This window comes from Pseudalkalibacillus sp. R45 (assembly GCF_052246725.1).
Classification (GTDB): Bacteria; Bacillota; Bacilli; order Bacillales; family Fictibacillaceae; genus Pseudalkalibacillus.
The window spans coordinates 166871-180167 of the sequence record NZ_JBQQCL010000007.1 but is presented as its reverse complement, the minus strand read 5'-3'; the positions used below and the strand labels follow the sequence as shown (position 1 = coordinate 180167).

Sequence of the window (13297 nt, the reverse complement as noted above, 5' to 3'; positions counted from 1 at the left end):
TTTTAGTTGATTTCAGTGTTTCATAAAATAATATTTCGGTCTATTTGCCTAGATTCCTTCTTTTTTAAAATTTTTTTTTATGTTTTTTAAATTTATTTTAAAAGGATATTTCAGTCATTTGACGAATTTTGTCTTCGTACCCAAAATAATCTAAATCTTAGAGGAGGTTTTACCATGCTCAGAAGAAGTTTGTTTCTTGCATTGTTATGTTTTTGTGTAAGCGCTTTCTCATTTTCAGGTATTCAGTCTGCGAAGGCAGATGATGGCCAGGATATCCGAATCGGAGTCATTCCTACAGCTGAAACGATTACCTTAGGAAGTGACGATTCATTTACGATTGCCGAGATCGGTGGAGAAACACTAATTGAGGGGGAAAATGGCGAAGCAACTGTAGCTCTTGAAAGTACAGGAACAGTTGACACATCCTACCGGTTGCAAGTTGCCTGGACGACGAGTGAAACTTATGTTGACGATTGGCTCATGCGTGCTGAAATCGGTGGATATGAAACCTATGTCGAGGACTATAATGGTGGGTACAGACTTTTTATCGGGAAGTTCCCAGCAGACGCAAGCTGGGGTGACCGTAATGAGTTCAGAAATGAAGTAATCGCAAACGGTTTAGCTGCAGGTGATTCATTCTGGAAGGTTGTAACGTATTCAACTGGTATTTCAACGATGAAAGTTACATATCAAGGCAACGAGCATGTAACTGAAAAACCTGTGAAAATCACTTCAACAGATGGGTTGGTCGAAATCGGCGGTAAAAAATACAGAGGTGTCGGGGAAGTCATTTATAACAGCCAGGGGACTTTAGCTGGCGTCAATGAACTGCCGATCGAACTGTATTTATATGGTGTAGTTCCGCGTGAACTTCCACCAGTCCCTTACGGAGAAATGGAAGCACAAAAATCCCAGGCAGTCGCAGCGCGTACCTATACGTTAGCGAACCTTGGGAAGAGAAGTTCAGACGGTTACGATTTATTGCCGACACCATCCGATCAAGTGTATGGCGGGTATGAAGCAGAACATCCGATTTCTACTCAAGCTGTCCAGGAATCTGAAGGAATGGTCGCTATGCATGATGGCAGACTCATTACCGCCGTCTATCACTCTACTACCGGCGGCTACACTGCAAACAATGAGGATATCTGGAGTTCAGATGCAGTCGAATATTTGAGAGGCGTTCCGGATTCCAATAAAGGTAAAGCAATTGAACATGTTCCAACACTCGAGGTATTCAAAAATCATGCTAATCCAACCTCGCTTCGTGCTGTCAGAGCAGGAGATTATGAGTCCGATTGGTCGAAGTATCACCGATGGACATTCGAATGGACGAATGAAGAACTGGCAGATGTCTTAAGCGAATACTTTGCTGCTGAGATTACAGAAGTTTATGCAGTAAATGTATTGGAGCGATCCAACTCAGGGCGTGTTCTCGAGATCGAATACGTCACTGATGGGGGTACTTTTTATGAGCAAAAAGATCAAATCCGCTGGTCGATGAAGTATATCAATGCAAGCGGTGGAAAAAGTGTATTGCTCAGCACGTTGTTCTTTGTCGAACCAGTCGATAAGAAAGCTGAAACACCAAGCTTCAAAGTCTATGGCGGAGGCTGGGGACATGGAGTGGGGCTTTCCCAAACCGGTGCAGTCGGCATGGCAACGAAAGGCGCAACGTACGAAGAGATCCTCAACCATTTCTATCAAGACATCACCTTAGAAAAGCAGTATTAAAAAATATTGGTGACCGGCGGAGTTTCGCCGGTCGTTTTTACTGTATTATTTTCTAATTTTAAGTTTTAGACTTAATTTAAGATTTTTAGAATTATTTGCGATTTTTTAGACTTACAACAAGATTTTTAGACTTCTCTTCATTTTTTTAGACATAGGTGATCAACTTTTAGACATATCGTCTTGAAGCAAGCGTTATTCCAATTCAAGACCACGACATCCGACAAGGAAAAAACCACTTCCAGCTCAAAAGTGGTCAAAACTCATTCGGAAATGAGTTTTTTCTTAATAAATTCAAAAAAGCACTGCTTCGTTGCGAAGCAGCGCTCAAAATCTATCCCATGATATTATAGCCTGAATCTACGTACACAATCTCCCCGGTGACGCCACGTGAAAGATGGCTGATCAGCGCAAGCGTCATGTCGCCAACTTCTTCTTGGGTCACATTCCTTTTCAATGGAGAGTTTTCCTCGATCTCGTGGAGAATCTGATTGAATGAAGGGATTCCTTTAGCAGCAAGAGTCCGAACCGCTCCAGCTGAAATTGCATTGACCCTGATGTTATGTTTCCCAAGATCTGATGCCAAATATCTTACAGAAGCTTCAAGCGCCGCTTTTGCAACACCCATTACGTTATATCCTTCAACGACACGCTCAGCGCCCAGATAGCTCATTGCGATGATCGATCCACCCTCCGTGATATGAGGCTGAGCCGCTTTTGAAACAGCTATCAGAGAATAAGCACTCGTATCTTGAGCGAAAGCATACCCTTCCCTCGACGTATCGATGAATTCACCTTTCAGGTCTTCTGCATGGGCAAAAGCGATCGAGTGGAGCACGCCGTGAATTGTACCTACTTCCTCTCCGATTTTTGCAAATGCTGCCTGGATGCTCTCATCATTGTTCACGTCACATTCAACGATCAGCTTTGCTTCATGGTTATCTTTTTCAAGGATTTTGTTCAGTTTTCCGAGAGAACGTTCTTTCCTGTATGTAAAAATCAGGTTCGCTCCTGCTTTATAGAGAGATTTTGCAACGCCCCATGCAAGGCTGCGCTCATTTGCAACTCCCATGATCACGATATTCTTATCTTTCAGTTTGAGTAAATCTTCCATGATGTCCTCCAATGAAACGATGTAGTAAGTAATGTTTAGCAGCTAGTTATAGTACCAGTTACCAGAATGATTATAACACAACAACTCGACTTTAAAACAGTATAAATGTCATTGCAGCTGCTTACACGGTTCTTCAACATTGCAGACCCCTAACCTGTCTGTTTTCGAAGGGTCGGACTTGCACCTGGGCATTTTTGACCATCATTACCGCCCCTCAAAAAGAACTTTTTCATGAATCTCAGCCCTATCTGTTTTTGTTCATTTTCCCCTCTATCTTCTCTGTTTATTAGCGAAGATTTAGTTATATAACTTGGTTTTAAAAAAGCACACCATTCACCAAAGCCTAATGAATCTCATAACCTGCATTGGGGGGATTTTATGGGCGCAATGCTTTCTTTGCTCGGAGAAATGGTGATGCTTTATTTGATTGCAATCGTCGGTTATGTTGCGCGCAAAACAAAAATCCTTCCAGACTCTTCGGATTATGTCATCACACAGCTTGTCCTTTACATCACATTGCCCGCCCTCATCTTATACTCGATGGATTTTCCATATGACCCAAAGTACATGCACGAGTTTGGCTGGCTGATCGGCTTATCCCTTGCAGCCATTTTCATAGCATGCGCTGCTGGAATCTTATTACGAAAAAAAGCAACCCTTCCGGAGGATCAGAAGGGTGTGTATGAAGGTTTGATCGTATTCGGGAATCAAGGATTCATCGGTTATGCGATCATCTATATCCTGCTTGGAGAAATCGGAATTCTATACACTGCAGTGTTCAATTTTCTGTACATCATATTAATTTGGACTTATGGAATATATGTAGTCGGCCGCAGGAATACTTCATTTTCTTGGAGATGGCTTTTCCTTAATCCAGGTGTTATTGCAACGACCGTTGGATTCTTCATGTTTTTACTGCCCTATCAATGGCCAGTATCTTTCCATAACCTTTTTAAAACCGTTGGCCTCCCAACCGTGCCACTTTCCATGCTGATCATTGGAATCTTGCTTGCCAATTTGAATGCCTCGGAGGTTCGGAATTACCTTTGTAACACATACTTATGGTCGGCAGTCATTACAAGACTGTTGGTCATTCCACTTTGTCTTGTGCCATTCATCTTTCTTCCCGTCAATCAAATTCTCTTACTCGTCGCTGTTCTTGTCGCTGCCACACCTTCCGCACCAACGATAGCGTTGTATGCACGCAAATATGGTGGAGACCCATACTTTGCATCAGTCGGTTCTTCCGTATCTACCGTACTTTCGATCATGACGATTAGTGTTCTCTATGGCCTTATTAAGTGGCTTTCATTTTTAAACTGATTGAGCCAAAACAGACCTATTAAACATAATAATCCACTCGTTCCCCAGTACAGTACATCAATTCCCATCCATCCAATGATCAGGAAACTCAATAATGGTCCCGTTGCTGATCCGAAATCCACTGCAACGGTATATGCCGTGATCACTCTGACCTTGGACGTTTGCGATGCTACATCAGAAGCGATCGAATCATTCAGTGTTACCATCATGGTTGACATGATCTGGAATCCGAGTAAAAGGAATAACAAGCTGTAAACAGAAACACCAAATGGGATTAGCGCAAAAAACACAGCACCACCGAATAAAGCTAGAATCAATAATGGTTTCCTTCCCCATTTCAAATCTGAAATTTTCCCGATGTATGGTGCTAAAAATGGATCCCAACCCCAGCGGATCGCTTGAATGATTCCTGCAAAAGAAGCTGCCCCGACTGTCACCCCAAGGAATAGGAATGATTCAGATAATCGGAAATCGATCATCGCACTTAGCGTTGAAGCGAATATCCCAAAAATGATCAACGGAATGAGTAACCCTGAACAAAGGATAGTCAAAACCTGTGGCTTTTTGAAGATTTGCTTGTCACTCGTAACTTCACTGGATTGTTTGTCTTTTTTCATAGGAGTATTCTCTGACTCGGCTGGAATTGCAGGAACGTACTTCAGTACTAGAGGAATGGCGATTAAAGCCATGAAACCGAATGTATTAGTGACGGTTTGAATACTGACTAAATCAGCAAGTATGCCTCCTGCTAGCATTCCGACTAAACCACCTAATCCCCATAGCCCATTGTATAAGCCGACAAGATGTCCTCTTGTTCGGTCTGTCGAGGTATCGATTACGGTAAGATAACCTCCTAACCGTAGGAATGCCCAGGCGACACCCCACAAAGCCCTCATGATGAATAATAGCCAAAAGCTTACCAGCCATCCATAAGAGAAGGTTGTTAGCATGGCTAAAATGACAGCCAGAAGGACGCCTGTTCGTTTATTCATCCGTAAATAACACCAACCGACCAACGGATTGATCGGAAGGCGGATGAAACGATTGATTGAGAGAAGAATTCCGACTTGCCAGAGGGAAGTTAATCCGAACTCTTTCCAATAAAGCGGTAAAACGATGAACATCATTGCATCTCCCAGGACACAAACTGCCGTAATCAGAGCAATGATGATGACTGGTTTTTTATTCATGACTTTCCCCTTAACGAATCGTTTAATATTTCCAGTTTACTATTCGTAAGGGAAAAGTAAATACAAAAGGTTCAGATCAACAAGAATGGAATGAAAGCATATAAGAGTACAAGAATACAAAATGATGCTGTACCCCAAAATCCAATCATAGCTATATAGCCATTCTCCCCTCTTACTTTTCCAAAAAGTGCTAAGAGAAGAGCAATAAGACTGACAAGTAAAATCATTTCTCTGGATAAAGCGTAGCTGAATACGGCAATTAAAATCAAAATACAATCTATTCCTATTAGAATTATTGCTGATAAACTGAGTGGGCTTGAAATGTTCATGATGTCCTCCTCTATAAAACTACTTTATACCTTTCGTTCACCTATCTCTTTTAAATACCCAAAATCATAAAGATTTAATATAAAGTTTATTTTCATTCGGTAAAATATTTCATCTCTATAATTTTAGTGAAAAATTCTCTAAGCTCAATTCGCGATACTAATGGGGGAAATCTAGCAAAGCAAGACTCCGCAGCTATTATGGTCTTCGGTTGAATACTACTGCTTCTTGTTAGAAGCTTAGGAAAAAACTAAACTCATTATCGAATGAGTTTTAACGACTTTATGCTCTTAAAATCGCTTAGAAATTTTTTTGGGTAACCGATCCATCAAAAGACAAAGCACCTTCATCAAACGGAAGGTACTTTAGAAGAAGAGCTAGTTTTTTCTAATGAATTTTTCATACTGTTTATATTCCTTCCAGGGCTTGAAACCGAAGGACTGATAAAATTCATCCAACTCGGTCCAGTCGATGACGAGGTGTCGGCAGCCGCGTTCAACCGCTGTGTTGATCGCTTGTTGGACGATTGCTTTACCATATCCTTTTTTACGATGTGACTTTTTGATACCTAATGGACCGATACCTCCGAGCTTTTCTTCAAACAACCGGTACCAGTATATATTGGGACCGATGACAGGACTATTCAAATCATTCACACGAACAAACCCTATTATTTCATCCCGATCCTTTGCTGCGATAAAATGAGAACCATCTCCACCCTTGCTAAAATACTCCTGAGCCTCGTGTTCCCATCGTCCAGGAAACGACTCTTCCATGAATGTCAGGAATTGCATCTCCTCGCTCTTCTTTAATTCCGTCATTGTAATTTCTGTTGGGTCAATCTCTTCAACATATTCAGGAGCAACACGATAAAAGTCTTTCACCTTATTCACCTCAACATACCCTCGTTTTTCAAACCATTGGGGCATGTTAGGGACGGTGGACGGAATTCCAGGGAAGTAATGATGGACATCCCTTCCGAGTATGATTTTAACAACACCAACGGCTGCCAATGCTTGTTCAGCTTTTCTCAATAATTGATCGCCGATACCGTTGTTACGGGATTCACCCTTTACAAGTAATGCCTGAATCCAACCAATGTTAGGCGGCAAATGATCTTCGTTATCTTTCGTATACTTGGTTATAATGAAGCCGATGAGTTTTTCCTCTTCCATTACATACCAGGATCCTTCTGAAAACACATAAGGGCAATCAAGACTGTTTTTTCGGAATAATCTTTCCGTGATTGGGAAATCCCTTCCCATTTCTTCATTCCACAATTCACATAATTCCTCCAAAGGCAATGCCTCTTCATCCCATCTTACAAAGTTCATACGATCCGCTCCTTTTCAACGGTACAACAAAACCTTCTCACGTTTCTCAATGAATTCATCAAGTAAAGATTCTTGAAGTTGTATCCACTCTTGAATTGGTTTCTTTTCCTGTAAGCTGATCCGAAATTCATCTGTTCCGAGAATCAAATCGATCATGTATCGGGAGTCCTTGAGTTGAATCCATTGAAATGAATCAGGATGAGTGAACTTCAAGGATTCGATCATGGCACATGCTGTTTCAATCGGCTTGAAGCAAATACGGTCAACCACATGGATGTGGAGGCCCTGGCAGGTCTCACCATTATATTTGGAAGTCGTAGGCTGGAACACAACTTCTCGGAAAAGTACGCCATCTAAATCATAAGCATCTAATTGCTGCTTCCATTTATACGAGTCGATCCATGGTGCACCAACCCATTCAAACGGTTTTGTCGTCCCCCTGCCTTCTGAAACATTGGTTCCTTCGAAAAAGCATGTGCCAGGGTAGACTTGTGCCATCTCAACGGTAGGGGCATTCGGTGATGGAGGAATCCATGGCAAACCAGTGTCCTCAAACCACATATCGCGTGTCCAATTTTTCATCGGAATAACTGTAAGGTCTGTATTGAAGTCGAATTCTCTATTGAAGTATTTTGCTAATTCTCCAACTGTCATTCCATGCCTGATTGGCAGTTGATAATTGCCGATGAAAGAGGCATATTGCAAATCCAATCGATTCCCTTCGATACGGTTTCCTGAAATCGGATTGGGACGATCACAGACGATGTACTTTTTACCGAGTTGACCTGCAAGTTTCATCGTATTTGCCAGAGTATAAATATATGTATAAAAGCGAACGCCGAGATCCTGGATATCGAACACTAACAAGTCAATCGTTTCCAACCATTCTTCTTTAGGAGTCTTATTCTTCCCATACAAGCTATAAACAGGAAGTCCAGATCGTTCATCTGTTTGGTGATCGATATGCTCCCCCTCTTTCACCTGTCCGCGCAGACCATGTTCCGGAGAAAAGATCGCTGTAACATTTAATCCGCTTGCCAATAAAGCATCAATACTCATCTTCATATCTTCGGTGACTGACGTGTGGTTGATGATGAGACCAATGTTCAACACTTTATAATCCTCATGGTTTTTCATGAATTCCATCAAGCCCGTAAGTACCATTCTAGTCACCCCTCGCAAATGATTCATGCAGATTTTTCACGAAATCCTCTGGACAAGTACCATGCATCGTCTGATAACTTTCGATAACCGAACCGACTACAGGAGGAGACTTGGGTAGAATCAACTTAACATCATCAGGAAGATTCTTTTGCAACAATGGCAACAGAAGGTCACTGCTTTTAAAAACACTGCCCGTCAAGACGACATTCGTTTGATCTAACTCTTTAAAATGATTGTGAATGATGTGGGAAATGCTTTTCGCGATTTCGTCAGCAGCCTGCTTGACGATATCTACTGCCTCTTGATCATTTGACCGTGCCGCTGCAAAGACATCTTCACAAACAGAGGCGATCCTGCTTCTGCTTTCGCTCGTTCCATAGATTACAGAGATGAGTTCTGGTGGTGATGAGATTCCGAACCTTTTGAGGACAAAGTCTGTCAGCATTGTCGGTTGGATGAATCCATCATAAGCTTCAAATACTTTCTGGAGCGCGAGCCTTCCGATGCCGAACCCGCTTCCCGTATGATCCAATAAATAGCCCCATCCACCTGATCGTACGACATTTTTATCAGCTGTAACTCCGAATGTGATGGAGCCCGTTCCGGCAATATTGACAATGCCAGGTTCACCGTTCGTACCTGAATAGAGGGCTGTCAACGCGTCATGACAGAGTTGTACAGTTGTTCCTTTTGGGAATTTCGATTTCAATAACAGCCGTAATTCATCCTTCGAATGATTGTTCTCTGTGCCGGCGATCCCTGCACATACACTTTTGATTTGTGAAAATGGTTCCGGGTGATTTTGTTTCAGCTGTCCAAAAAGATCATCTATCGTCTTTTCGATTTTCTTAAAAGCGACGGATACCGGGTTACTCGGGCCTCCATGATGACAGGCAATAAGTTTGCCTCTATCGTCTACCAGCGAAACAGTGGTCTTGGATCCTCCCCCATCAATCCCCAGATAATACATGTTCACCCTCCTGCTCCATTTCGATCGAAAAATGGTAACGGTCAGCACGGAACACCGTCTTAACCGTCTCGAATGGCTCACCGCTGCTAAGATATGTCGTCCGATTGACAATCAATACTGGACTTCCTGACCCGATATCCAACAGGAACCCATCCCTTTCACCGACTAGTGAGGCTTCGATTTGCTGTACCGCTCTATGAATCTCCAATTTCAATTCTTTCCTGATAAAATCGTAGATAGACCCTCCTGTGTCCTTCTCTGAAAGGTTGGAAAAGAGATTGATAGGCAAATAAGCCGTCTCGATTGCGACAGGCTCTTCATTAGCATACCTGATCCGCTCTAACTCGATCACTTTCTTTTCAGATTCGCAATCCAGTTTTTTGAGGATATGTTCCGGTGGATTTGTAACCGTCTTGAAAGAAATCACTTTTGTAGATGGCTCGATCCCTCGTCGTCTCATGTCTTCTGAAAAACTGGCGATCCCTTTCAGTTGATAACCGATTTTCGGTGCAGAAACAAACGTGCCTTTTCCCCTCTCCCGATACAAAACTCCTTTATTTACCAGGTTGTTGATCGCCTGCCTCACTGTCATCCTGCTGATTTGAAATTTCTCTGATAGCTCCCGTTCAGATGGAATAAGATCACCTGTATGATAACCACCTTTTTTGATTTCTGTTTTCAAGTATTGTTCCACCTGGGTATATAGCGGTAAAGTGGAATGTTTATTGATCATCAGGATCCTCCTCTCCTTTTTCGAGCGCATCTTTTGTTACGATCAATATGACGGATGGATGTTCATTCAAGACTGTAACCGGCCAGTTCGGATCGATCGTTCCACTCAACAAGGCGTGAACTGCTTCAGATTTTTCCGGACCTGAGGCCAATAAGAGGATCGATCTGCTTTTCATAATCGTTGAAATTCCAACGGTAATCGCCTGAGAAGGAACTTCCTCCTTTCGATCAAAAAACCTTGCATTCGCCTCTCTCGTACTTTCCGTCAGTTCCACCACATGAGTCTTCGATTCGAACGATGTTCCTGGCTCATTGAACCCGATATGTCCATTTCTGCCGACTCCTAAAACCTGAAGGTCTACTCCGCCCACTTGTTCAATCGCCTTTTCATATCTGAGACACTCTGCTTGAAGATTCTCGCTCAGACCGTCTGGAACGAGAGCCCTGTCAGGAGATAGATCGAGTGGTTCATAAAGGTGTTCATATATATAGCGCCAATAGCTTTCTTCATGATCACGAGCCAATCCAACATACTCATCTAAATTCACGGTCGTTACCTTTGATAAGTCAAGATTTTCATCGAGGACATTATCAACCAGGTGCTCATAAGTTCCTGCCGGTGTCCCTCCGGTTGCCACACCTAATACTAGCTCTGGCTTCCTTTTTATCTCATCAAATAAAATCAAGGAAGCCCTTACACTCATCTCCTGCTCATCATTAACGGTGATCACGTTCATTTCATCAACCCCTCGTATAAGCAATTTCTCCGCGGCAAATCGTCATTTTCAACTCTAGATTTTCATCAAGTACAATCAGGTCAGCATCTTTCCCTATATCAATGGACCCTTTCCGATCGTAGACGTCATACTGTTTTGCAGGATTGATGGATGACATGAATATAATGGCTTCAATATCAGCATCTGTGAACGTGGTTATATTTTCGAAAGCTTTCTGCATCGTCAATACACTACCTGCTAAAGTACCATCCTGCAGAGTCGCTTTACCGTCTTCCACATGGACCTCTTGGCCACCTAAATCATAGCTGCCATTCCCTAAGCACTTGGCTCTCATTGCATCCGTGATCATCAATAGTCCTTGCTTTCCTTTAATCTCATATGCCAGTCGAATCATTTCGGGAGCACAATGGAGCCCATCAGCAATGATTTCAGCTAAAGCTTCAGAATATAGAAAAGCAGCGCCAACGACACCGGGCTCCCGGTGATGCATAGACCGCATACCGTTATAAAGATGGGTGAACTGTTTCGCCCCAGCCTCCAGAGCCCTGTGGATTTCTGCATAGGTCGCATCACTATGGCCAATCGACGCAACAATCCCCTGACTGGTGATTTCCTTGATAAAATCAAGTGCGCCCTCGATCTCTGGCGCAATCGTTACCACTTTAATGTTGCCGCCCGATAATCTGTTCCAATGGTTGAATGCATCCAGGTTCGGTGTCTGGATATATTTTGGATTTTGGGCACCTCTCTTTTTCTCAGAAATGAATGGACCCTCCAGATGAATTCCGATGACATCCGTTTTCCCTCTTTCGTTGTGCGTTGTCATGTACTTATGGACCGAAGTAAGGGCTTGTTCGATTTCATGACCTGGGGCAGTCATCGTCGTAGACAAAAAACTTGTCGTCCCTTCAGCCACGAGAGCTTTTGCCATTTCATCGATCGACTCAACCGTTCCATCCATGACATCATGTCCGTTTGCACCATGAATATGGCCATCGATCCGGCCAGGTAAAACGAGGTCGCCATCCTCTAGCTCGATATCGGAGGATCCTATTGTTTTGTCGCTCAAATCTTTAATTTTACCGTTTTCGATATGTATAGCAGCTGACTGAAAGCTTTGCTCACCAATAAAGACTTTGCCTCCAGTAATCGTCTGAATTGTCATACACTTCACCTCTTTTATCCAGTATATAAAATTACTGGTACAGTTGTCTATACCAGCACTATTAAGTGTTTACTTAAGTTAATTCTTTTTATAAAGGAAACCTGGCAAAGCCAAGCCTTATCGCCGTCTGAGTCTAGTCGCATATACTTTCTTTAAGTGTAAAAAAAGCCTGCCGAGCATATACTCAGCAGACCTCCTGTATTTTCACCCAAATACTTAATCGAAATTCCGCAAACCAGGAACTTTCATGAAGATGATAACGGCGAAGATGATAATCAATAACGCACCAGTCAGCATAATTGATGTTATGTCAGCTCCGATTGATAAAACACCTGAGGTAATCGCAAATGATACCGGTACGAGTCCGAGTGAAGCCATGGATAACAGACTCATCACCCGCCCCATCATTTCTTCTTTCACAGCCGATTGAATGGCAGCAATGATCGGGATATTGATGACAGAAAAGGTACTGCCTAACAGTGCGATTAGCATCAAGCTTTGCCACAAAGCTTCTGTGAAGCTGAAAAGTGCGAAGAACAATCCGGATCCCATTACCGCGAATATTACGACGAGTCCTCTTTTCTTTCGGACGTTCAGAACCCCGACGATAATTGAGCCTACAAGCATTCCACCTGCGAATGTTCCTTCAAGATAACTGAAATCCAGCGAATTCCCGCCTATCACATTTTTAACAAAAAGCGGCAAGCCCATCTGTAATGGTCCGACCATGAATAGATTGATAAAGACAGCAAATAACAAAAGGGAACTTAAAAATGCTGATTGTTTTACATAAGTGACTCCTTCTTTGATGGAAGTGAGCAGATTTGATGGTGTCTGATTTTCCGAAGTAACTTCCTTCTTTTTGATTCGGATTAGGAGTATCGAGATACTTGCGATGATGAGTAATACAGCAGTAAGAGAAAAGGCGAGTACGTAGCTTCCTAATGCGATGATTGCACCGGCAAGCATCGGACCAACTATAAAAGAAGACTGGCTTGTCATTTGGATGACTGAATTCGCTCTTGTCAATTGCTGCTTATTAATCAACGAAGGTAACAATCCCCCGTTAGCTGGCCAAAAGAACGCATCCAATATCCCGAAAACAAGGGCAAACGAAACGAACGACCAGATTGAGACATCCCCTAACAGAAGCCATACAACAAGCGCTATTGCTACGAAGGCTCGAAGAATATCTGATAAAAACATGATGACATTTTTGCTGAAGCGATCAGCTACTGCACCGCCTAAGACCATGAAGAGTACACGCGGAACACTCGACGCAATATACACCAATCCTAGAGAAGCTTGCAGGTTCATCACTTCAACGACATACCATGCTTGAGAGAACATGAAGATCGCCAATCCGAAGCTAGAGCATAGCCCAGCAATCCATAACAATAAAAAATTTCGATTTTTCCATATCGCAGGGGAGGTTTCCCCTTGTTGTGACCGTGTTTCAACAACCGCTTCCATACTATCGCCTCCAACTTATAACCTCACTACCATTTTC

12 protein-coding genes are annotated in these 13297 nt (G+C 42.7%); 2 read left to right on the top strand and 10 right to left on the bottom strand.

Annotation, left to right across the window (positions count from 1 at the left end; all coding sequences use genetic code 11):
* Positions 1-174: 174 nt before the first annotated feature.
* Complete coding sequence (locus ACTWQL_RS14140; RefSeq protein ID WP_443143074.1) at positions 175-1734, top strand: SpoIID/LytB domain-containing protein; 1560 nt, start codon at positions 175-177, stop codon at positions 1732-1734.
* A 331-nt stretch (positions 1735-2065) separates the two neighbouring features.
* Here ACTWQL_RS14140 and fabI read toward each other — a convergent pair whose 3' ends face one another.
* The gene (gene fabI, locus ACTWQL_RS14135; RefSeq protein WP_443143073.1) at positions 2066-2845 is read right to left on the bottom strand and encodes an enoyl-ACP reductase FabI; all 780 of its coding nucleotides are present in this window, start codon (positions 2843-2845) and stop codon (positions 2066-2068) included.
* Positions 2846-3223: 378 nt separating this feature from the next.
* Here fabI and ACTWQL_RS14130 point away from each other — a divergent pair, with 378 nt between their 5' ends.
* Entirely contained in the window at positions 3224-4168 is a 945-nt protein-coding gene (locus ACTWQL_RS14130) for an AEC family transporter (RefSeq protein ID WP_443143072.1), read from the top strand.
* Here ACTWQL_RS14130 and ACTWQL_RS14125 read toward each other — a convergent pair.
* The 9 genes from ACTWQL_RS14125 to ACTWQL_RS14085 all read right to left on the bottom strand — a co-directional run bounded on the left by ACTWQL_RS14125 (position 4132) and on the right by ACTWQL_RS14085 (position 13260).
* Positions 4132-5358 carry an MFS transporter gene (locus ACTWQL_RS14125; RefSeq protein ID WP_443143071.1) on the bottom strand — a complete coding sequence of 409 codons (1227 nt, stop codon included), beginning with the start codon at positions 5356-5358 and terminating at the stop codon, positions 4132-4134. The two genes, ACTWQL_RS14130 and ACTWQL_RS14125, sit on opposite strands and share 37 nt — an antisense overlap.
* 71 nt (positions 5359-5429) lie before the next feature.
* Entirely contained in the window at positions 5430-5687 is a 258-nt protein-coding gene (locus ACTWQL_RS14120) for a hypothetical protein (RefSeq protein ID WP_443143070.1), read from the bottom strand.
* A gap of 375 nt (positions 5688-6062) precedes the next feature.
* On the bottom strand, positions 6063-7019 hold the full coding sequence (locus tag ACTWQL_RS14115; protein WP_443143069.1) for a GNAT family N-acetyltransferase: 957 nt from the start codon (positions 7017-7019) through the stop codon (positions 6063-6065).
* A gap of 15 nt (positions 7020-7034) precedes the next feature.
* Positions 7035-8183 (bottom strand): exo-beta-N-acetylmuramidase NamZ family protein, encoded by a 1149-nt coding sequence (locus tag ACTWQL_RS14110; RefSeq protein ID WP_443143068.1) that lies wholly within the window; start codon positions 8181-8183, stop codon positions 7035-7037.
* A 1-nt stretch (position 8184) separates the two neighbouring features.
* On the bottom strand, positions 8185-9153 hold the full coding sequence (locus ACTWQL_RS14105; RefSeq protein ID WP_443143067.1) for an N-acetylglucosamine kinase: 969 nt from the start codon (positions 9151-9153) through the stop codon (positions 8185-8187).
* Positions 9134-9886, bottom strand: a complete 753-nt coding sequence (locus ACTWQL_RS14100) for a GntR family transcriptional regulator (RefSeq protein WP_443143066.1) — start codon at positions 9884-9886, stop codon at positions 9134-9136. The genes ACTWQL_RS14105 and ACTWQL_RS14100 overlap by 20 nt, the downstream gene beginning before the upstream one ends.
* A complete protein-coding gene (gene nagB / locus ACTWQL_RS14095) occupies positions 9876-10622 on the bottom strand; it encodes a glucosamine-6-phosphate deaminase (protein ID WP_443143065.1) in 747 nt (248 codons plus the stop codon). Before nagB ends, ACTWQL_RS14100 begins: the two co-directional genes overlap by 11 nt.
* A 4-nt stretch (positions 10623-10626) precedes the next feature.
* Positions 10627-11787 carry an N-acetylglucosamine-6-phosphate deacetylase gene (gene nagA, locus ACTWQL_RS14090; protein ID WP_443143064.1) on the bottom strand — a complete coding sequence of 387 codons (1161 nt, stop codon included), beginning with the start codon at positions 11785-11787 and terminating at the stop codon, positions 10627-10629.
* A gap of 216 nt (positions 11788-12003) precedes the next feature.
* Positions 12004-13260, bottom strand: coding sequence for an MFS transporter (locus tag ACTWQL_RS14085; RefSeq protein ID WP_443143063.1), 1257 nt, complete (start codon positions 13258-13260; stop codon positions 12004-12006).
* Positions 13261-13297 lie beyond the last annotated feature (37 nt).